Origin of the sequence: Paraburkholderia kururiensis (genome assembly GCF_034424375.1) — a bacterium.
Classification (GTDB): Bacteria; Pseudomonadota; Gammaproteobacteria; order Burkholderiales; family Burkholderiaceae; genus Paraburkholderia; species Paraburkholderia kururiensis_A.
On record NZ_CP139965.1, the window covers coordinates 6103518 to 6124605 of the forward strand.

Genomic DNA, 21088 nt, shown 5'->3' on the forward strand with positions numbered 1-21088 from the left:
GCCCATCGCGGTAGAGCTGGCAAGCGAGTCGCATTCGCCGCGAAATCAACGGTTTAATGTTTCGCGGCACACCCGGCTTGGCACTGGCCCAGTCCTTGCAGTAACTGCGCCGCCAGAACCGGCTCTCGTCGATTGCTCTCATTGGCCCAGACCGGTTTTCTCCGCTCATTCTCATTGCGCGCCGACGCGCCGCCCCAAGGAGACGAACCATGAACAACCCATCCCTCGCCAGCGCAGGCGCCCGCTTCCGCGCGGTCGTCGCCACCGAGCAGCCGCTGCAGGTGGTCGGCGCGATCACCGCCTATGCCGCGAAAATGGCCGAAGCCGTCGGCTTCAAGGCGCTCTATCTGTCAGGCGGCGGTGTCGCGGCGAACTCGCTCGGCGTGCCCGACCTCGGCATCAGCACGATGGACGACGTGCTCATCGACGCCCGCCGCATCACGGACGCCACGCCGCTGCCGCTGCTCGTCGATATCGACACGGGCTGGGGCGGCGCCTTCAACATCGCGCGCACCGTGCGCTCGTTCATCAAGGCCGGCGTGGCCGCGGTCCACCTGGAAGACCAGGTCGGCCAGAAGCGCTGCGGCCATCGTCCGGGCAAGGAATGCGTGCCCAAGGAAGAAATGGTGGACCGCGTGAAAGCCGCCGTGGACGCCCGCACCGACGACCAGTTCGTGATCATGGCCCGCACTGACGCAGCCGCCGCTGAAGGGCTCGATGCGGCCATTGAGCGCGCCGTCGCATACGTGGAAGCCGGCGCGGATATGATCTTCCCGGAAGCCATGAAGACGCTGGACGACTACCGCCGCTTCAAGGCCGCCGTGAAGGTGCCGATTCTCGCGAACCTCACGGAATTCGGCAGCACACCCTTCTTCACCGTGGACGAGTTGCGCGACGCGAACGTCGATATCGCGCTCTACTGCTGCGGCGCGTATCGCGCCATGAACGCGGCAGCGCTGAACTTCTACGAAACCGTGAAACGCGACGGCACGCAAAAGGCCGCGGTGCCGACCATGCAGACGCGCGAGGATCTCTACCGCTATCTCGGCTATCACGCGTACGAGCAGAAGCTCGACGCGCTGTTCGCCGGCAAAAAGTAACCCCCATACCAAGACTGAGGACGACACCATGAGCGAAGCAGACAACACCACCGCAACCGCAGGCGGCTTCAAACCCAAGAAATCCGTCGCGCTTTCCGGCGTGACCGCGGGCAACACCGCGCTGTGCACCGTGGGCCGCACCGGCAACGACCTGCACTACCGCGGCTACGACATCCTCGACATCGCCGGCGCCTGCGAATTCGAGGAAGTCGCTTACCTGCTCGTGCACGGCAAGCTGCCCAACGCCGCCGAACTCGCCGCCTACAAGACGAAGCTCAAGGCCCTGCGCGGCCTGCCCGCGAACCTGAAGGCGGCGCTCGAGTGGATCCCGGCCTCGGCGCATCCGATGGACGTGATGCGCACCGGCGTCTCCGTGCTGGGCACCGTGCTGCCCGAGAAGGACGACCACAACGTGCCCGGCGCACGCGACATCGCCGACCGCCTGATGGCCTCGCTCGGCTCCATGCTGCTGTACTGGTACCACTATTCGCACAACGGCCGGCGCATCGAGGTGGAAACCGACGACGACTCCATCGGCGGCCACTTCCTGCACCTGCTGCACGGCACCGAGCCGCGCCAGTCGTGGGTCGATGCCATGCACGTGTCGCTCAACCTCTACGCCGAGCACGAGTTCAACGCCTCGACCTTCACGGGCCGCGTGATCGCCGGCACGGGCTCGGACCTGTATTCGGCCATCACGGGCGCCATCGGCGCGCTGCGCGGGCCGAAGCACGGCGGCGCCAACGAGGTCGCCTACGAGATCCAGTCGCGCTACCAGACGCCCGACGAGGCCGAAGCCGACATCCGCCAGCGCGTGGCGAACCGCGAAGTGGTGATCGGCTTCGGCCACCCGGTCTACACGATCTCGGACCCGCGCAACAAGGTCATCAAGGACGTCGCTAAAAAACTCTCGAAGGAAGCCGGCGACATGAAGCTGTTCAACGTCGCCGAGCGGCTCGAAAGCGTGATGTGGGACGCCAAGAAGATGTTCCCCAACCTCGACTGGTTCAGCGCGGTCTCGTATCACATGATGGGCGTGCCCACGGCCATGTTCACGCCGCTCTTCGTGATCTCGCGCACCTCCGGCTGGAGCGCGCACATCATCGAGCAGCGCATCGACAACAAGATCATCCGCCCCAGCGCGAATTACACGGGGCCGGAGAACCTCAAGTTCGTGCCCATCGAGAAACGCTGACACGCCACGCGAGCGGCGGTGTAACGTACTCCCGTACCACGCCGCTCGCCTGTGCCTGATTGTGCGACGAGGAGTGTTGTGCCGCACCTCGTCCGATCGGCCGATTGACCCGCCGCGCCCCTGCCCCCGATCATGACGATCATTTCCGCCCCCGCAATGCCATGAATACCGCCTATCGCAAACCCCTGCCCGGCACCCGGCTCGACTACTTCGATGCACGCGCCGCCGTCGACGCCATTCAGCCCGGCGCCTGGGACACGCTGCCCTACACGTCACGCGTGCTCGCCGAAAACCTCGTGCGCCGCTGCGATCCCGCTACGCTCACCGAGTCGTTGAAGCAGCTGATCGAGCGTCGGCGCGATCGCGACTTTCCGTGGTTTCCCGCACGCGTGGTCTGTCACGACATTCTTGGGCAGACCGCGCTCGTCGATCTGGCGGGGCTGCGCGATGCCATCGCGTCGCAAGGCGGCGAGCCGGCCCAGGTGAATCCGGTCGTGCCGGTGCAGTTGATCGTGGACCACTCGCTTGCCGTGGAATGCGCGGGTTTCGATCCGGACGCGTTCGCGAAAAACCGCGCCATCGAAGATCGCCGCAACGAAGACCGCTTCGACTTCATCAACTGGACGAAGCGGGCCTTTCGCAACGTCGACGTGATTCCGCCGGGCAACGGGATCATGCATCAGATCAACCTCGAGAAGATGTCGCCAGTGATCCAGGTGAGCGACGGCGTGGCCTACCCTGACACCTGCGTCGGCACCGACAGCCACACGCCGCACGTCGATGCGCTGGGCGTCATCGCCATCGGCGTGGGCGGCCTGGAGGCCGAGAACGTGATGCTGGGCCGCGCGTCGTGGATGCGCCTGCCCGATATCGTCGGCGTCGAGCTGACGGGCCGGCGGCAACCCGGCATCACGGCCACCGACATCGTGCTCGCGCTCACCGAATTCCTGCGCAAGGAAAAGGTGGTGGGCGCGTATCTGGAATTCCGCGGCGAAGGCGCCGCGACGCTCACGCTGGGCGACCGCGCGACGATCTCCAACATGGCGCCCGAATACGGCGCCACGGCAGCGATGTTCTTCATCGACAGCCAGACCATCGACTACCTGCGCCTGACGGGCCGCGACGACGCACAGGTTCAGCTGGTCGAAACGTATGCCAAAACCGCGGGCCTCTGGGCGGATTCGCTCGCCCATGCCCAGTACGAACGCGTGCTCAGGTTCGATCTATCGAGCGTGGTCCGCAACATGGCGGGACCGTCCAATCCGCACCGACGGCTACCCACTTCGGCGCTTGCCGAACGCGGTATCGCTGGCAAATGGGAGGACGTGCCGGGCCAGATGCCCGATGGCGCGGTGATCATCGCCGCCATCACGAGCTGCACGAACACCAGCAATCCGCGCAACGTGATCGCCGCCGCGCTGCTCGCGCGTAATGCGAACGCGCGCGGGCTCACGCGCAAGCCGTGGGTCAAGAGTTCGCTCGCGCCGGGGTCGAAGGCGGTCGAACTCTATCTCGAAGACGCGGGGCTCCTGCCCGAACTGGAAAAACTCGGCTTCGGCATCGTGGCGTTCGCCTGCACGACGTGCAACGGCATGTCGGGCGCGCTCGATCCGGCCATCCAGAAAGAGATCGTCGAGCGCGACCTGTATGCCACGGCAGTGCTCTCCGGCAACCGCAACTTCGACGGCCGCATTCATCCGTACGCGAAGCAGGCGTTTCTCGCCTCGCCGCCGCTCGTGGTGGCCTACGCGATTGCGGGCACGATCCGTTTCGATATCGAGCGCGACGTGCTGGGCACCGGTCCGCAGGGCGAGCCGGTCTATCTTAAGGATATCTGGCCGTCCGACGAGGAGATCGATGCGATCGTCGCGCAGAGCGTGAAGCCCGAGCAGTTCCGCCGCGTCTACGAACCGATGTTCGCCGCTACCGCAACGAGCGCCGAGCCGATCAGCCCGCTCTACGACTGGCGCCCCCAGAGCACGTACATTCGCCGGCCGCCGTACTGGGAAGGTGCGCTCGCCGGCGTACGCACGTTGCAAGGCCTGCGGCCGCTCGCCGTGCTGGGCGACAACATCACGACGGACCACCTCTCGCCTTCGAACGCGATCCTGCCGGACAGCGCCGCGGGCGAATACCTCGCGAAAATGGGCCTGCCCGAAGAGGACTTCAACTCGTACGCGACGCACCGCGGCGACCACCTCACGGCGCAGCGCGCGACGTTTGCGAACCCCACGCTCGTCAACGAAATGGCCGTGGTGGACGGCAGCGTGAAGAAGGGGTCGCTCGCGCGCATCGAACCGGAAGGCAAGGTCGTGCGGATGTGGGAAGCCATCGAGACCTACATGGAGCGCCGGCAGCCGCTCATCATCGTGGCGGGCGCCGACTACGGCCAGGGCTCGTCGCGTGACTGGGCCGCGAAAGGCGTGCGGCTCGCAGGCGTGGAAGCCATCGTGGCCGAGGGCTTCGAGCGCATCCACCGCACCAACCTGATCGGCATGGGCGTGCTGCCGCTCGAGTTCAAGGCCGGCGTGAACCGGCTCACGCTCGGCATCGACGGCACCGAAACGTTCGACGTAATCGGCGAGCGCAAGCCGCGTGCGGATCTCACGCTGGTGATCCATCGCCGCAACGGCGAGCGCGTCGAGGTGCCCGTCACCTGCCGGCTCGATACGGCCGAGGAAGTGTCGATCTACGATGCGGGTGGCGTGCTGCAACGCTTCGCGCAAGACTTCCTCGCGCAGTCGAAAGCGGCGGTCTGAACGAGACGGAAAACGAAGGGAAACGACACCACCATGGCTCACCTACCCCAGATCCGCATTCCCGCCACGTACATGCGCGGCGGCACCAGCAAGGGCGTGTTCTTTCGCCTCGACGATCTGCCCGAGGCCGCGCGCGTGCCGGGCGCGGCGCGCGACGCGCTGCTGTTGCGCGTGATCGGCAGCCCCGACCCGTACGGCAAGCAGATCGACGGCATGGGCGGCGCGACGTCGAGCACGAGCAAGACCGTGATCGTGGCGAAGAGCAGCCGGCCCGATCACGACGTGGACTACCTGTTCGGCCAGGTCGCCATCGATCGCGCGTTCGTCGACTGGAGCGGCAACTGCGGCAACCTCTCGGCCGCCGTGGGGCCTTTCGCGATTGCCAACGGCCTCATCGACTCGAGCCGCCTTCCGCACGATGGCGTGGCCGTCGTGCGCATCTGGCAAGCCAATATCGGCAAGACCATCGTGGCACACGTGCCCATGACGGCGGGCGCCGTGCAGGAGACCGGCGACTTCGAACTGGACGGCGTGACGTTCCCCGCCGCCGAGGTCCAGCTCGAATTCATGGACCCGGCCGCCGAGGAAGAAGGCGCAGGCGGCGCGATGTTCCCCACGGGCCATCTCGTGGACGACCTGGAGGTGCCGGGCGTCGGCACGCTCAAGGCGACCATGATCAATGCCGGCATTCCGACCATCTTCGTCAATGCCGACGCCATCGGCTACACGGGCACCGAGTTGCAGGACGCCATCAACGGCGACCCGAAGGCGCTCGCCATGTTCGAGACCATCCGCGCGCACGGCGCGCTGCGCATGGGGCTCATCGAGCAGCTGGACGAGATCGCCACGCGTCAGCACACGCCGAAGGTGGCGTTCGTGGCGAAGCCGGCGGACTACGTGGCGTCGAGCGGCAAACGCGTCGCCGCGGGCGACGTCGACCTGCTGGTGCGCGCGCTCTCCATGGGCAAGCTCCACCACGCGATGATGGGCACGGCGGCCGTGGCCATCGGTACAGCCGCCGCCATTCCGGGCACGCTGGTGAATCTCGCGGCGGGCGGCGGTCCGCGCGAGGCGGTGCGCTTCGGCCATCCGTCGGGCACGTTGCGCGTGGGCGCCGAGGCAAGGCAGATCGACGGCGAGTGGAAGGTCACCAAGGCGGTGATGAGCCGCAGCGCGCGCGTGCTGATGGAGGGTTGGGTGCGGGTGCCGGGGGATACGGTATAGAGGCGTAACCTTCGCGCCGGCGGTGAACTTCCGACGCTCGCCACCCCGCTCCGGGTTGTCTCGTGCCCTCCGCCCCCCAAAAGGGCGCGATCAGGCATTTGACGTACGGTGAGAAGCCCGCACGCGACGAAAAATAGTCGCAGTATGCAATCTAAAGTTTGTGCGGCGCTGATATTTCAGCGCCGCTTGCCGAACGACGGGCAGCAATTGTCACAACAGATTTAAAAATTACAATTGTTAAAATCAACACGAAGCCAACGTGAAAACATCATTGTCTGCGTAGCGCTGCGATGTTCGCCTCTGTTATCTGATCAGACGGATCCACCAGCGGCCAGGCAATCCAGCAAAGAAAAAACCGATAATTACGTGACTCCCCTATAATTCCCGACCGCGAACAAACAAACGGGGGATGCGATGTCGCTTTACGTTAGCAAAAAATGCCGACACGGTACGATGCTGTTCAATTCAAACGATGAATTTGTTGGGCGGAGCCTTTCCCTATACGGAGAATGGTCGGAGCCTGAGCCGTTCCTGTTTGCGCAAATGGTCCGGGAAGGCAACACGGTGGTCGAAGCAGGAGCCAATATCGGCTCGCATACGGTCATGCTATCAAGGACGGTTGGGGACACCGGGCTCGTATTCGCGTTCGAACCACAGCGTCACACATTCCAGTTGTTGTGTGCAAATCTCGCTCTCAATGAGCGGCTGAATGTGCGAGCGATGCAATGTGCAGTGGGCGACGAAGAAGGCACCGTCGAATTTCCCGTCATCGATCCGCGTCAACGGAATAATTTCGGCGCTTCGTCGCTGCTGCTGCAGGGCTTGCCTAGTGAGCAGGTTGCATTGCGCTCCATCGATTCGCTTCACCTACCGAGGCTCGATTTCCTGAAGGCGGATGTCGAAGGATTCGAAGCGAATGTTATTCGTGGCGCACAAAAGACCCTCGGCGAACACCGACCGATCGTCTATCTGGAGTACCTGAACCACTACACCGGCGACAGTTCGAAGACATTTCTCAAACTATTCTCTTCACTGAACTACCGCGTTTGGTATTTCATCACTCCGGTGTTCAATCGGCTGAATTTTTTTGGCAACACAGAAAACGTGTTCGACGGCATCTGGTCGTTCGACTTGATCTGCATTCCTCGCGAACGCGGCGAGATGAGCGGCCTCGTGGAAGTGCTCCCGGACAACGAAGGTTTCTGCCATGATCCGGACGCATGGCGAAGCGTTCGGTTCGAGTCTGCGTAGCCAAGGCGGCGACCAGCACAAATTTGTGGCGGCCGTTCCGGCCGCCGTCCACAGCTGCACTACGTGGCACACGAAAACTGCCGCGGCAGACGGAAGACTACGACCGGACCATACCGCTCAGGAATTCCGTAACGCTCTTCACGTCGCGGTAATTGGGCAAATCAGAACGAACGATCAATCCGACCAAGAAGTTTCATTGATGCCCAAGGCATAAACCCGTGCTGGACGGAATTGCCACGCCAACGCAAAGTGAATCTATCCGAAAAGCATATTCTGATTATTGTCCACTGCCGTTGACAATTATTCACAACAACACTGCCGCTTGCTCATATTATTATTCTCGCACGACAACAGGGCAATTAATTCGACACGAATAGGTTATAAGTTCGATAAATCATCAATCATTGCCGCCGTGTAACGACAACCAAGCGAAACACTTAATTATGTCTCGCACCTTTCCTCTTAAGGATCTGTTATGACGGTTCGTACACCAGTAATTGTTGACGGAAGTGGCAATTTTTCCGCGCTATCTTCGAGCGATACATTGCCAGCAACGGCAATAGGCATTTCCAGAAATGCCGGCAACCTGTTGAATGCAGCTAGCGACGGCGGCTTGTTCGCGAGCCCTCCGCCGTTCCTCACATGGGAAATCGGAACAACATTGCAGCCCAACGGAGGAAAGGGAATTGACGAAGGAACGTGGTGGCGACTGGATCTTTCGGTGCAGCCCAACGGGTCGATTCCTGGCGCCTCGATCACCTCGGATGGGTATTTGCAGTTGCAGCCCGGGTTTTATCTCATAACGTTCGATGGTGTGCTCAACACCACCGCATCTACCGGGCAGTACAAATCCTCTTTCATGACCAGTCGGCAATATGGATACCCTGGCATTTATCAGGACTCGATAATCAATTATGCCAACCTGAATGGTTCAGGAGGTGCCATTTCCTTGTCGATGTCACGACTCTGCAACTGCAACATCTATACCGACGTTTGCTCGTTCGGTTATGACAAGGGCTCGGATGGCAGCGCGGCATTGCACGGGTTCATCTCAGTTATCCAGTTCATGCCGTAATGCGAGTCAACCCGAGTGTATGACACACAGGGATGGCGCGAAGCGCTTTCGCCGAAGCCCTGTAGATTGCATCCAATACGACCGGGGCTCTGATGAGCGTCCGGGCGCTATTTTTGCGTGAGCTTTGCGCCGGAACCGTTCCGTGGCGCGAGTTGCTTCGCTGCACGGTTCCGGACGGCAAGCCAATGTGGATAAGCGCCAAAGAGCAACGGTGTCCGATCAACATTCACCCATTCTGACTCCGCAAATACGCCATCGGATCCACCGGCTTGCCGTCCCGCCGCACCTCGAACAGCACGGCGGCGCGGGCGCGATTGTCGGCGCCCATCTCGGCGATCTGCTGGCCCTGACGCACGATGTCGCCCGTCTTCACGAGCAGCCGGCGGCTATGGGAGTAAGCCGTCAGAAAGTCCTTGTTGTGCTGGACGATGATGAGGCTGCCGTATTCATTGAGACCCGTGCCCGCGAACATGACCTTGCCGTCGGCGGCGGCGCGCACGGGGTCGCCTTCCTTGCCGCCGATCTCGATGCCCCGGTTCTCGCCGGGCTGGAACGGCTCCACCACCTGGCCCTGCGCGGGCCACGCAAGCGACACGGCAAAAGCGTGACGCGAAACCGCTGAAGCCACGCCGCGAGCGTCCGCGCCGCCGCTCGCCTGCACCGGTACGGTCTGGCGCGACACGATACGCAGCGTCTGGCCCGGCTTGATGCGGCTGGACGGCTTCAACCGGTTCCACGCCGCGAGGTCTTTCACGGAGCATCCGTGGCTCTGGGCAACGCGCGGCAGGGTGTCACCGCGCCGCACCCTGTAGAAAGCGGTCTTCGTCACGACCATCGTCGTGCTTGCGCCAGCCGCTCCCCGACCTCCGTCCGGCCCGGCATCCGACGTCGTCGCGCCCGGTGTTGCATTCGTGCCCGAGGCCACCGGATCGGGCACCACCGAAGGTTGCTCCGGATTCGCCGCGCAGCCGGCCAGCACGACCGCGAGGCAGAGAGCGCCGGCGACGCCCGCTCTCGACCTGTGGAAACTGGTGAAACGACTTCTCGCCATCTCTCGCTTGACTCCTGCTCGAAATGTCCGCAGTTGCCGCGCCTCTGGACGCGGCGCCGGCGCCATCCGTCGCCCTATGAAAGGAACGTGGCGTTTCTGCTGTCAAAATTGCACAAAATGGCCTGATATGGCCCCAAGTTCACGCAACATTGTAAAGTGCACATGACAGTCGACGGGCCGTTTCAAACACTCTGATACAAATGTTTATCGACCCCAATCAAGCCGAACGCATATTGCGCACCGCCCGGTATCCGGCAAAGGTCCGCCTTATAACGCCACATAACGGCAAGGACAGACGCAACTTGAGCCCGGGCAGTTGCGCTCGGGAATAGCCGTTTCAAACAGGGCAGACGCGAGAGCGAATCGGGACTTCGTGCGCAGGAACGAAAAAGCCCGCTGCCGCGCGGCCTGCAAGGCAAGCCGGCGAGCAACGGGCCAGTATGAAAAGGGGCGCGCCATACCGCGCGCCGGAAAAACATCCTTCCGTCTTAGAACTTGTGGCGAATCGCCGCGCGGAACGCGAACTGGTGTTGCGACGACGACACGCCGGCCGAACCCGGAATGTAGGCGTCGTCGAGCGCCGTGCCGGTCCGGTCGCCGGCCACCTTCTGATAGGCGCCCTGCAGATAGAAGTCGGTGCGCTTCGACAGGTTGTAGTCCGCCATCAGGCCGAACGTGTGGTACTTCGGCTCGGGATTGCCCGTCGAGGCGTCGAACTTCGACAGCGTGTAGATGTACTGCGCGCCCACGAAGAACGACGGCGTCAACTGGTACTTGCCGTTCACTTCGAAGTTCTGATACTTGAGCGACGACGGATTCTCGCCCGACGGCAGCGCGATCGAACCCACGTAGGCCGAACTCACCGGCTGCGTCACGTTGGTGTTCGTGTACACGAAGCCGAGGGTCGCCGGCCCGAACGTGTAATTGACGCCGCCGCCGAAAATGCGCAGACGCTTCGAGTCGAAGTTCTCGTCGTCGCCGGGACCGGCAATCGCGCCGCCCGAGGTCGTGCCTGGGTTGTTGGCCTGCAGGTAGGCCGCGGCCACGAGCAGACCGCCGGTCGCGTACTGGGCGCCCACGCTGTACTGTCGATTGTTCGCGAAGTTCGTCGAGTTGCTGAAGCTGTATGTGCCGCCGAACTGGAAGCCCGAGAGGTCCGGGCTCGCGTACTTCACCGTGTTGTTGACGCGGAAGGAGTTGTCCGTGTTGTCGTTGTCGTACGGGTGCGAGAGCAGGTAGCCGCCCCAGTTGCCGTTGGCCGTGGTCTGCGCCAGGTAGTCCACCAGCGAGTCGTACTGGCGACCCAACGTAACCGCTCCGTACTGGCTCGAGGTCAGGCCGACGAACGCCTGACGCCCGAACATCCGGCCGCCCTGGCCGAGCCGGCCCGAGTTGACGTCAAAGCCGTTTTCCAGCGTGAAGATGGCCTTGAGGCCGCCGCCCAGATCTTCCGAGCCCTTCAGGCCCCAGCGGCTGCCCTGGGCATAGCCGCTCGCCAGCTGATACGCCGAGTGACCGCCCGAGTTGCTCGTGTAGTTGAAACCTTCGTCGATCACCCCGTACAGCGTCACGCTGCTCTGGGCGAACGCGGGTGCCGCGAAAGCGGCGAAGGCGGTGGATACGGCAAGCGCGATGACCTGTTTTTTCATGGATATCTCCGTTCCCTTTTTCGCTATTTGTTTTCACTCTTCTGACGTGCGGCTTTCAGAAACGAGTGGTCTTTGATGTCGCCGGCCGGGCCGTCTTGAAGCGTCCTCGAAGCCGTGCGAGATAGCGGAGATGATCGTTGCACGCCGAATTGGGCACGTCCATTGGGGGCCGTTGCCCGCAACGAAACCGTTGCGAAATGCCCACGTGCGGTGCATGGATCGGGCAATCGGTCCTCCTCCCAAGAGACACCGGGCTACTTGGCTAATCGCGGCAACCGTTCGTAACATCCCCACCGGCCACTCCTCACCTTTTCAGGAACTCTGCGAGCGCACCAGGGTCATCCCTAACCTTCGGTGTCGTTCCATGCGGGCGACGCCGTCCGTCGCTGTGCCGTCGAACCGCCTCTGCCGTTCCTCTTCGTCGGCATCGCTCCCGCTTTCCTTCGCGCGGCGCCCGTTGTCCGCATCGCGCACGTCGTCGTTGCCCTGAATGCCCATGCAAGCTTCCGCGTCTTCGCGTCTTGTCGAACTCGATTTTTTCCGCGGGCTCGTGCTGCTCGTGATCGTCGTCGACCATATCGGCGGCAGCATCCTCTCGCGGTTCACGCTGCACGCCTACGCGCTCTGCGACGCAGCCGAAGTCTTCGTGTTTCTCGGCGGCTACGCCACGGCGGTGGCCTACGGCTCGCTCGTGGCCCGCCACACCGAGTCCGCGGCGCGCCGGCGCTTTCTGCGCCGTGCCTTCGAGATCTACCGCGCGTTCCTCGTCACCGCCGCGCTCATGCTGGTGGTCTCGGCCGTGATGCTGATGCTCGGCATCGACGCGCCCAACGTGACCACCGCCGACATCGAGGAACTCGCCGCCACGCCGCTCCGGGCGCTGGCCGACATCCTCCTGATGCGCCGCCAGCCGTATCTCGCGGGCGTGCTGCCCATGTATGCGCTGTTCGCGCTCGCCGTCCCCGCGATGCTGCCGCTCGCACGGCGTCGGCCTGTGGTGCTGCTCGTGGGCAGCATCGTGCTGTGGGCCGCGGCGCCGTTCGCGGCGGACTGGCTGCCGCACGCCGAAGACGTCCAATGGGACTTCAATCCGCTCGCGTGGCAACTGCTCTTCGTGCTGGGCGTGCTCGCGAAGTGCCAGCCCATCTATCAGCGCGTGAGCGCGCATCGTCTGGGCTGGCTCGTCACCGTGGCCGCGGGCGTGGCGTTCGTGATCGCCGCCTGGTACCGGCTCGGCATAGAGGCCGCGCCGCCCGACGGCAGCCTCAAGCAGAACCTGGCGTGGTTCCGGCTCGGCAACTTCGTCGCGATCGCGTGGCTCGCGGCGGGGCTTGTCGAATCCGGATGGGTGAAGAAGGTGGCGCGCGCGTTGCCATGGATCGGCCTCGTCGGACGCAAAGGCCTGCTGTGCTTCGTGTGCGGTACGGCGATTTCGCTCGTCGTCGACTCGCTGCTCTTCAAGTTCACCGAGGGCTATCTCAACTACCCGCTCGGTCTTGCCGCCGACGCCATCGCCATCGGCGCGCTGCTCCTCGTCGCGAAGGGCTCGGAGCCGATCACGCGCGTACTCGCGGTGCGCGTGAAAACGACGGCATAGCGACGGCTGCGGCCAACCCTCCCGCCCTGTAGCGGGCATAGCCGGAACAGCCAGGGCCGCAGGCCTACCGTACGACGGGCGGCCCGCTGCGGCCTGCTAGCATGGAGGCCCGCGCAGCGCCGATCACTGCGCGGCTTTTTCTGCCCTTCTCCGCGATGCGCCGACTTTTCCGCCCTGTCTTCCGTGCCGTTCTGCTCTCATTGGGTGCCGCCGCGGCCATCAAGGCGCCCCCCGCGCACGCCAGCACGGTGTCGACCGCGACCTTCTACTCGCCCGCGCTGGCGCGCGACTGGTCGTACGTCGTCTATCTGCCGACAGGCTACCGCAACGACGCCGGCCACTACCCGGTGCTCTACCTGCTGCACGGAAACAACGGCAACGCGATGGACTGGATCACGCAGGGCCGCCTGCAAGCCGCGGCGGACACGCTGATCGAGCGCCGCGCCATCGTGCCGGTGGTGATCGTGATGCCGCAGGGCGGCACGGACTGGTACGTCGACCGCAAGGAAAAGATGGAGAGCGCGTTCTTCGACGACCTGCTGCCCGAAATCGAGCGGCGCTACGCGGTCTCGAACCAGCGCAATGGACGGGCCATCGGCGGCGTATCGATGGGCGGCTTCGGCGCGCTGCGCTATACGCTCGAGCAGCCCGAGCGCTTCTGCGGCGCGCTGCTGCTCTCGCCCGCCGTCTATTCGAACGAGCCGCCGCTCTCGTCGGCCGCGCGCTATGTGGGCGTGTTCGGCGACCGGCAGTTCGATCCGCACGTCTGGCATGCGCTCAACTACCCCGCGCTGTGGCAGGCCTATATGGCCAAGCCGTGGCGCGTGCCCATGTTCATCGCTTCGGGCGACGGCGACCTCGTGATCCAGGCGGAGGCGTCGCAGCTCTACACGCGGCTGCGGCTCGCCAACAATCCGGCGGCACTGCGGATCGTCGATGGGGGGCATACCTGGAACGTCTGGCGCGATCTGCTGCCGGCGGCGCTCACCTATACGCTCGACTGCGTGCGCTGAAGGCCTCGGCCGTCTCGGACCCGGCAGCGATGAGGCCGGACCCCTTGCGCAGCAACGCCCACGCCCCGCCTCCTCAACGTCGACTCACCGCCGGACCGCCGCCTCGCCGCTGCCCGGCTGCAGCCACTCGTCCCAGAGCACCATGAGTATGGTCATGAGCGCGGGACCGATGAAGATGCCCAGCAGCCCGAACGTCCCGGCTCCGCCCAGAATGCCGAACAGCACGAGCAGGAACGGCAGGCGCGTGGAACTGCCGATCAGAACGGGCCGCACGAAATGGTCGGCCACGAACGTGATGACGAAACCGGCCGCGGCAATCGCGATCGCCGCCACGGTCGCGCCCGGCACGAGCGCGAGCCACAACGCCACGCCGCAAAACACGATGGGCGCACAGAACGGCAGCATCGCGGCCACCGCAGTCACGGCCGCGAGCAGCGCCACGTGCGGCACGCCGGCCAGCGCGTAGCCCGTGCCGAGCAGCACGCCCTCACCCAGCCCCACCACCACCAGCCCCGTCACCGTCCCGCGCACCGCCGCGCCCATGCGCTGCGCGAGTTCGACGCCGCGCTGGCCGAAGGCGCGTTCGGCGCCGCGCAGGATCGTGCCCGAGAGGCGCGGCCCCGCCTGGAAGATCACGAACACGGTCAGCAGCGTGAAGACGAAATGCAGCAGCGCGTGGGCCGCGCGCAGGCCGAAGCGCTGGCCGAACGCCACCACGGCGTTGCCGTGCAGGTCCTTCATGGCCGGCGACGCGCCGAGCGGCCGGGCGAGATTGGCCTGCCACCACTCGGTCAATGGGCGGGCGCCGAACGGAAGATGCGCCACGAAGTCCGGCACCGGCACGCCGGTTTCCTGCGCGCCGCGAATCCAGCCGAGCAGGCTGTGCGCTTCGCCGGCCGCCTGCGCGATGCCCACGGCCACGGGCAATAGCACGAGCAGCCCGACCGCCAGCGTCAGCAGCGCCCCGATCAGCGTCGTGCGGCCCTTGAACCAGCGGCGGCTTTCGATGGCGCGAAAAGCCGGCCACAAGGCGATGGCGATGACGCCCGCCCAGGCCACGGCGGGAATGAACTCGCGCACCATCCACAGCGCGAGGACCACGAGCGCGGTATAGAGGGCGGCCGCGGCGACACGCTGGCTTTGTTGTTGGGGGATGGAGGCGGGTTTGGGAGCAGGCGAATGCGGGTTCATGTAACCTCGGGCACCGGGCGGCAGAGCAGCGCCAGCACGCACGCGGCACCGCCTGACCGCCAAAAGCCTCAATCTTAAGACAAGGCGCCCCGCCTCCCCTGCATGAGGTGTTCGATGCGGTCGGATAGCGGTAAGGGGACCGCAGAAAGGCGCAGAGAGGGTGCCAGGGTCGTCGCGCGTGGGACAACACTGCGTTGCAAAATTGTTAGATATCGGCCGCGACACCCGCGGAAGCCCATTCGTTCAGCCTTCGACGGATACCCGCGTCCATTGTTGCGTCCCGCGGAATGGTGTTTCAACCGCGGCACAATGGCACTTGCTGCGCCGCAGGTCTACATTCGGCACACCTCTTCCTGGAGCCGACAATGAAGACCAGATTGTCCCTGCTTGCTCTTGACGGCGCGAACGGCGAACGGATCGAAATTCTCGAACAGTCCGACACGACGCTGGTGATCCGCTGGGTGGAGCCCGGCCGATGCCACTACGGCGAACAGCGCTGGCGCCGCCGCTCGGCGCACACTTCGGGGACATGCGCAGTCACGCGCCGCAAGATCCGCCGCGGCGACGCCGTTTTCAAGCCGGCCGAGCGGCCGGCTCCCCTGAACGCATCGGTGATGATCGCCGCCGAGGTATTCGGCAGCCTCGCCACGGCGGAGTAGCCGGGCGGATCAGCAGGCGAGCAGCCTGGCAGCGTCCGGCACGCGAGGCGCCGGCTCCTGAGCCAGGCCTCGCAGTGGCTTGGCGCCTCGCCCTCCCCACCTAAGCCGCCAGCGGCGTCGCCATTTCACGCGCGGCCACGGCGGGCGGTAGCGGCCTCGCCCGGCCCTCGTCACGAGCCGGCTTGCCGGGCTTGCCCGCGCGCGACGGCGGCTGGCAGATCGCACAGGCTTTGTTGCGCCGCAGGTCGTACTTGTGGCCGATGAACCGGCCGCTGCAACGCGAACACTGCGTCATCTCGAGAAGGCCGCCGTTGAAGAAACGCACCAGCGTCCATGCGCGCGTGAGGTCGAGCAGCGGCTCGAGCCCCGCGTGCGTGCAATGCTCGCGATAGAGCCGGTACCCCTTCGTGAGCGCATCCAGATGCGAGCACTTCGCCTCGTTCTTGAGAAACACATAGGTGTTATAGAAGAGCGAGGCGTGGATGTTCGCCATCCACGTCATGTACCAGTCCGCCGACGACGGCAGCATGCCCTTGGGCGGCGACTCGCCCTTCACCTCCCGATACAGCCTGATGAGACGGTCGCGCGGCAGCGCAAGCTCGCTTTCGAGCACCTGCATGCGCGCGCCCAGCTCGATCAATGCAATGGCGCGCAGCACTTCCTGGGCGTCTTCGGTCAGGCTTCGGGTGGGCATGGTGCGTCCTGGTTCGATGAGTGGCGTGAATCGCGCGAGGTGAAATCGACGGCGCAAAACGGGCGGTACGACAGCGGGTGAAACAACAGCGGGCAGTACGAAAGAAGCCCGGTCAGGCGAACTGTTCGGCCGGCTGGCCCGACAGCAGAACCGCCGTATGGGTTTGCGCAAAGCCGGCGGCCTTCTCCGGCGACGTCAGCGCGCCCAGCATGGCGTGGTCGTTGAAACGGAAGAAGCACAACAGCTGGTCGCACGCGGCAAGCTTCACCGTCTGCGCGAGCGAGAGACCGGAGAGCAGATCGGCGAGCGGCTCGGAAAGGCCCAGCCGGAACATGCCGGCCGGCCGGTCTTCGCGCAGCAGACGCTGGGCAAGCATCAGATAAGACAGATTGATTTCGCGGATCGAGTCCAGCGCGTCGCAGCTCTTCATGGCTATTCCTGGTGGTGGGTGTCTGGGTTGAAATGTGGCTTGAAACGTCGGGTGAAACGTGGCTTGAAACGTTGATCGAGACTTCGGTCCTGACTTCGATTTGTCCTGCTGTTGCGCGGCTCGACCTCGACCGCCGTATTGCTTCAACCGCATGGCTTCAAACGTTGGCCGGGACGGCAGCTCCACGCTCCACCGGCAGGCTTGCCGCCCCCGGTGCAATGAGGCTTCGCGCCAGCTCACGCAGCAGGTGCTGTGTCAGCGCGCCTGCGCCGCCTTCGGCAAGGCGAAGCAGTTCGATCAGGTCCTGGGCGGTGCGGCTCATGGGCTCTCCTTGCAGCGCGGCCCCTCGCAACACATGGAGGGGGCCGGCTCGTGTCCCCGGCAAAACGTGACTTTGTTGTGACGGAAGTATTGTTCAGAGCTGAAGCCGGCGAAATCAGCGGCGCCTGAAGATGGCGTAGTCGCGCCCACCGCGCTGTCAGCGTTTTCCTACGCGTGCGCGACGAGTGGGCTACAGGCGGTTTGTTTCAAACGCAGGTATGGCAAGGATTGCCGGACAGCCCGCCCCGGCGGGGCTCGCAGGCAGGCGCGACGCGCGTGAACGTGGGGCGCGACGCTGTTCGAAAACTCATCGGCTGCGGCGTGCTGAATCGCACGCCGCATCGACGGTTTCAACGAGGAAAGCACACACCTCGCGGTGCAGACGCTGAACGCCCGGGCTCGTGGCGAGCGCGCGCCAGCACCCGTGAACGAGACCATCCAGCACGACGAGCCGGCTGCATCCGCCCGCCGCCTCGATGCGCTGTGCGAATACGCGTGCATCGTCGCGCAACGGATCGTGCTGCGCGGCAATCGCGAGCGTGGCGGGCAAACCGTCGAAACGCGCGGCATCGAGCGGCACCGTCCATGCGGGTGCGGATGCATCGGGCCAGTAGTGACCCGCGTATGTCCGGACGTCGGCAAGGTTCAGCAGCGGCGCGTGCGCTTCGGTATTGCGGGCGGGCGGCTGCGGCTCGCGGCCCAGCATCGGATAGACGAGCGCCACGCCATGCAGCCTCTCGTGCAGCCCTTCATTTGGCGCCACGGCGCCACCCACGCCCTCGTCGCGCAGCTTCAGCGCGACGCCCGCGGCCAGCGTACCGCCCGCGCTGTCGCCCGCCAGCAGCACGGGTCCCGTCACATCGGGAAACGGCAAACGTGCGGCGAGCGCCGCGCGTGTCACTTCGAGACAATCGTCATGTGCGGCGGGCGCGCCGTGTTCGGGCGCGAGCCGGTAGTCCACGGCGACAATGTCGAGTCCCGTGTCGGCGGCAAGACGTGCCGTGATCGACGCGTGGCTGTCGAGCGAGCCCAGCACGAAACCGCCGCCGTGAAAGAACAGCACGAGGCCACGCGAGCGCCTCGCATTGAGCGACCGATAGCGACGCAGCGCGATCGCGTGCCCCGCCCCGCTTTGCAGAACGGCGTTGTCGGCCGCCACGTTGGACGGCAACGCAGGCGCGCACGCCGCGGCATAGCGGTCGTAGATGGCCCGCTGTTGCTGCACGGGAAGCCGGGCGGCGCCATCGGGATAAAGCGCCAGCGTGCGTTCGACGAAGGCCGCGATCTCGGGCTCCAGCATCGGCTCACTCGCTGCGTTTCATGCGGTGCGCGAGACGCTCAGGCGCCGCGCTTCTCGGGCAGCCCGATCACGCGGCCCGCGTACGCGGGCCGCGGCAAGCCGGCCTCCATCGCCGCGAGTTCGCGTACGCGGTCCAGCACGTCGGGATCGAACGGCGCCGAACGCGGCCCGGTGGTATCGACGTGCAGCAGCATCTGTTCGCCCGCCGCCACGGGCTCGTCATGGCCGTGGGCGAACAGTTCGAGGTAGAGGTGCAGCCGTTTCGCGTCGTGCGCGAGCACGCGCATCTCGACGCGCACCGGCGTGCCCTCCTTGATCTCGTGCAGGTAATGGATGTGCGCTTCGAGCGTGTACACCGAGCGGTGCCGTGCCGTGCGCGCCGCATCGTCGAGCCCGATCGCGTCGAGCAACGCGTCGGTGGCGAAGCTGAAAATCAGCATGTAGAACGCGTCGCGCAGATGGCCGTTGTAGTCCACCCACTCCGCACGCACGGTATCGCGGTACGCCACGCGTTGCACAACCTTTTCCATCGCTCCTCCACTCGTCATTGCGCGTCACGGCACTTCACTCGTCGAAGCGCAGCCCGTGTTTCGTCTTCGCCTCGCTCACCGCGGCCAGCACGTTCGTGATGCACTCGTCGCGATAGCGTTCGAGTGCCTTGATGGAGCGCGGCCCCACCTGCTCCGCGGTGCCCGCCACCACGCGGTCGATCAGCTCGTCGGTGAGCTTCGGCGCCACCAGCTTCGTCCACGGCAGTTCGAGCGCGGGGCCGAACTGCTGCATGAAGTGTCGCATGCCGGCTTCGCCGCCCGCGAGCGTGTAGGTCAGGAACGTGCCCATGAACGACCAGCGGATGCCCGCACCGAAGCGGATGGCGTCGTCGATCTCGCCCGTGGTCGCCACGCCTTCGTTGACGAGATGCAGCGCCTCGCGCCAGAGCGCCTCGAGCAGCCGGTCCGCGATGAAGCCCGGCACCTCCTTGCGCACGCGCAGCGGCCGCATGCCGAGACCTCGATAGATCGCCATCGCGCTCTCCACCGTCTCGGGCGCGGTGCGCTCGCCGCCCAGCACCTCGACGAGCGGCAGCAGGTAGACCGGATTGAACGGATGCCCCACCACGCAGCGCTCGGGACGCAGCGCGCTTGCATAAAAGTCCGTGGGCAGCAGACCCGACGTCGACGACGCGATGATCGCGTCGGGCTTCGCCGCGTGACTCACCTGCGCGTGCAGCGAGAGCTTGAGGTCCTCGCGTTCGGGCGCGCTTTCCTGGATGAAGTCGGCTTCGGCCACGCAGGCTTCCACGGTGCTCACGAAGCGCAGCCGCTCGGGCGAGGCGCCCGGCTTCAGCCCCACGCGTTCAAGCGCCGGCCACGCGTTCGCGACGTTGTCGCGCAGCTGTTTTTCAGCGCCCGCGCCGGGGTCCCACGCCACCACGTCGAGCCCGTTCGCGAGCGCGCGCGCCACCCAGCCGCTGCCGATCACCCCCGCGCCAATTGCCGCGAAAGTCTTGATGTCCTCGATCACTGCCATTGCCGATATTCCTTTGATGGTCCTTTCGACCGTTGCTTTGCTGCGTGTTCAGGCGAACGCCGCCACCGGGCGCCGTTCGAGCAGGCGTTCGCCGCGCGCGGGCAGGCCGAGCTTCACGCGGCCTTCTGCCGGCGTGAGCACGCGGCCGCCCAGCCGCTCGACGATCTCGCGCGCCCGTTGCACGAGCGAGCCGTTGCTCGCGTGCACGCCGCGATCGAGCCAGAGGTTGTCTTCCAGACCCACGCGCACGTGGCCGCCCAGCAGCATGGCCTGCGCGACCATCGGCATCTGCATGCGGCCGATACCAAACCCCGCCCACTGGGCGCCCAGCGGCAGGTTGTCGACCATCGCCTTCATCGTGGTGGTGTCAGCCGGCGCGCCCCACGGAATGCCGAGGCACAGCTGAAAGAGCGGCGGCGCATCGAGCAGCCCTTCCTTCAGCATTTGTTTGGCGAACCATAGGTGGCCCGTGTCGAAGATTTCGAGTTCCGGCTTCACGCCCAGCGCCTGAATGCGCTTTGCCCCCGCGCGCAATTGCGCGGGCGTCGACACGTAAATGGCGTCGCCATCGCCGAAATTGAGCGTGCCGCAGTCGAGCGTGCAGATTTCGGGCAGCAGTTCCTCCACGTGCGCGAGCCGCGTGAGACCGCCCACGAGGTCCGTGCCGGGACCGAAGCGCATGGGCTCTTCGCCGGGCCCAATCTCGAGGTCGCCGCCCATGCCCGCCGTGAGGTTGATGATGACGTCGGTGTCCGCCGAGCGGATGCGGTCCACCACCTCGCGGTAGAGCGCCGGATCGCGGCTGCCGCGCCCGGTGTGCGGGTCGCGCACGTGGCAATGCGCGACCGTGGCGCCGGCCTTCGCGGCCTCGATGGCGGCCTCGGCGATCTGCTTCGGCGTAACCGGAATGGCGGGGTGCTTGCCGACCGTATCGCCGGCACCCGTGACCGCGCAGGTCACGATCACTTCGTAGTTCATGCGTGCTGTCCTGTCGTAACGAATCGAATGGTGCGTGTGCGTTGCGCGGGGGTTGCGTTGGGGTTGCGTCA

20 protein-coding genes are annotated in these 21088 nt (G+C 65.2%); 9 read left to right on the forward strand and 11 right to left on the reverse strand.

The window, feature by feature from the left end; translation table 11 throughout:
• The first annotated feature begins 209 nt into the window (after positions 1-209).
• The 6 genes from prpB to U0042_RS27365 all read left to right on the forward strand — a co-directional run bounded on the left by prpB (position 210) and on the right by U0042_RS27365 (position 8604).
• Positions 210-1100 (forward strand): methylisocitrate lyase, encoded by an 891-nt coding sequence (prpB, locus tag U0042_RS27340; protein WP_114815005.1) that lies wholly within the window; start codon positions 210-212, stop codon positions 1098-1100.
• A gap of 28 nt (positions 1101-1128) precedes the next feature.
• Positions 1129-2295, forward strand: coding sequence for a bifunctional 2-methylcitrate synthase/citrate synthase (gene prpC / locus U0042_RS27345; RefSeq protein WP_327205015.1), 1167 nt, complete (start codon positions 1129-1131; stop codon positions 2293-2295).
• 161 nt (positions 2296-2456) lie between these two features.
• A complete protein-coding gene (gene acnD, locus U0042_RS27350; RefSeq protein WP_114812479.1) occupies positions 2457-5054 on the forward strand; it encodes a Fe/S-dependent 2-methylisocitrate dehydratase AcnD in 2598 nt (865 codons plus the stop codon).
• Positions 5055-5087: 33 nt separating this feature from the next.
• Complete coding sequence (prpF, locus tag U0042_RS27355; RefSeq protein ID WP_114812481.1) at positions 5088-6278, forward strand: 2-methylaconitate cis-trans isomerase PrpF; 1191 nt, start codon at positions 5088-5090, stop codon at positions 6276-6278.
• Positions 6279-6731: 453 nt separating this feature from the next.
• Complete coding sequence (locus U0042_RS27360; RefSeq protein ID WP_232833456.1) at positions 6732-7529, forward strand: FkbM family methyltransferase; 798 nt, start codon at positions 6732-6734, stop codon at positions 7527-7529.
• Between the two features lie 475 nt (positions 7530-8004).
• Positions 8005-8604, forward strand: coding sequence for a hypothetical protein (locus tag U0042_RS27365; protein ID WP_157977860.1), 600 nt, complete (start codon positions 8005-8007; stop codon positions 8602-8604).
• Between the two features lie 226 nt (positions 8605-8830).
• Here the strand turns inward: U0042_RS27365 and U0042_RS27370 are convergent, their stop codons facing one another.
• The 3 genes from U0042_RS27370 to U0042_RS27380 all read right to left on the reverse strand — a co-directional run bounded on the left by U0042_RS27370 (position 8831) and on the right by U0042_RS27380 (position 11802).
• On the reverse strand, positions 8831-9655 hold the full coding sequence (locus U0042_RS27370) for a peptidoglycan DD-metalloendopeptidase family protein (protein WP_114812487.1): 825 nt from the start codon (positions 9653-9655) through the stop codon (positions 8831-8833).
• Between the two features lie 488 nt (positions 9656-10143).
• Complete coding sequence (locus U0042_RS27375; RefSeq protein ID WP_114812489.1) at positions 10144-11304, reverse strand: porin; 1161 nt, start codon at positions 11302-11304, stop codon at positions 10144-10146.
• Positions 11305-11616: 312 nt separating this feature from the next.
• A complete protein-coding gene (locus tag U0042_RS27380) occupies positions 11617-11802 on the reverse strand; it encodes a hypothetical protein (protein ID WP_114812491.1) in 186 nt (61 codons plus the stop codon).
• On the opposite strand from U0042_RS27380, the gene U0042_RS27385 reads away from it, so the two are divergent.
• Entirely contained in the window at positions 11801-12901 is a 1101-nt protein-coding gene (locus U0042_RS27385; RefSeq protein ID WP_114812493.1) for an OpgC domain-containing protein, read from the forward strand. The two genes, U0042_RS27380 and U0042_RS27385, sit on opposite strands and share 2 nt — an antisense overlap.
• Positions 12902-13056: 155 nt before the next feature.
• Positions 13057-13914: an alpha/beta hydrolase gene (locus U0042_RS27390; protein ID WP_198665356.1), complete on the forward strand. Its 858-nt coding sequence runs from the start codon at positions 13057-13059 to the stop codon at positions 13912-13914.
• An 84-nt stretch (positions 13915-13998) separates the two neighbouring features.
• Here U0042_RS27390 and U0042_RS27395 read toward each other — a convergent pair whose 3' ends face one another.
• Positions 13999-15105: an AI-2E family transporter gene (locus U0042_RS27395; RefSeq protein ID WP_114812495.1), complete on the reverse strand. Its 1107-nt coding sequence runs from the start codon at positions 15103-15105 to the stop codon at positions 13999-14001.
• A gap of 365 nt (positions 15106-15470) precedes the next feature.
• Between U0042_RS27395 and U0042_RS27400 the strand changes: the two genes are divergently transcribed.
• Complete coding sequence (locus tag U0042_RS27400; protein ID WP_114812497.1) at positions 15471-15764, forward strand: DUF3331 domain-containing protein; 294 nt, start codon at positions 15471-15473, stop codon at positions 15762-15764.
• Positions 15765-15864: 100 nt separating this feature from the next.
• On the opposite strand, the gene flhC is transcribed toward U0042_RS27400, so the two are convergent.
• The 7 genes from flhC to U0042_RS27435 form a co-directional block, all read right to left on the reverse strand.
• Positions 15865-16458, reverse strand: a complete 594-nt coding sequence (flhC, locus tag U0042_RS27405) for a flagellar transcriptional regulator FlhC (RefSeq protein WP_114812499.1) — start codon at positions 16456-16458, stop codon at positions 15865-15867.
• A gap of 112 nt (positions 16459-16570) precedes the next feature.
• Positions 16571-16888, reverse strand: a complete 318-nt coding sequence (flhD, locus tag U0042_RS27410) for a flagellar transcriptional regulator FlhD (RefSeq protein WP_114812500.1) — start codon at positions 16886-16888, stop codon at positions 16571-16573.
• Positions 16889-17045: 157 nt separating this feature from the next.
• Positions 17046-17210 carry a hypothetical protein gene (locus tag U0042_RS27415; RefSeq protein ID WP_114812502.1) on the reverse strand — a complete coding sequence of 55 codons (165 nt, stop codon included), beginning with the start codon at positions 17208-17210 and terminating at the stop codon, positions 17046-17048.
• Positions 17211-17516: 306 nt separating this feature from the next.
• On the reverse strand, positions 17517-18509 hold the full coding sequence (locus tag U0042_RS27420; protein ID WP_114812504.1) for an alpha/beta hydrolase: 993 nt from the start codon (positions 18507-18509) through the stop codon (positions 17517-17519).
• A gap of 38 nt (positions 18510-18547) precedes the next feature.
• Complete coding sequence (locus U0042_RS27425; protein ID WP_419150472.1) at positions 18548-19057, reverse strand: thioesterase family protein; 510 nt, start codon at positions 19055-19057, stop codon at positions 18548-18550.
• A 16-nt stretch (positions 19058-19073) separates the two neighbouring features.
• A complete protein-coding gene (locus U0042_RS27430; protein ID WP_114812508.1) occupies positions 19074-20039 on the reverse strand; it encodes an L-carnitine dehydrogenase in 966 nt (321 codons plus the stop codon).
• 48 nt (positions 20040-20087) lie between these two features.
• Positions 20088-21017, reverse strand: a complete 930-nt coding sequence (locus tag U0042_RS27435; protein ID WP_114812510.1) for a 3-keto-5-aminohexanoate cleavage protein — start codon at positions 21015-21017, stop codon at positions 20088-20090.
• Positions 21018-21088: the final 71 nt, after the last annotated feature.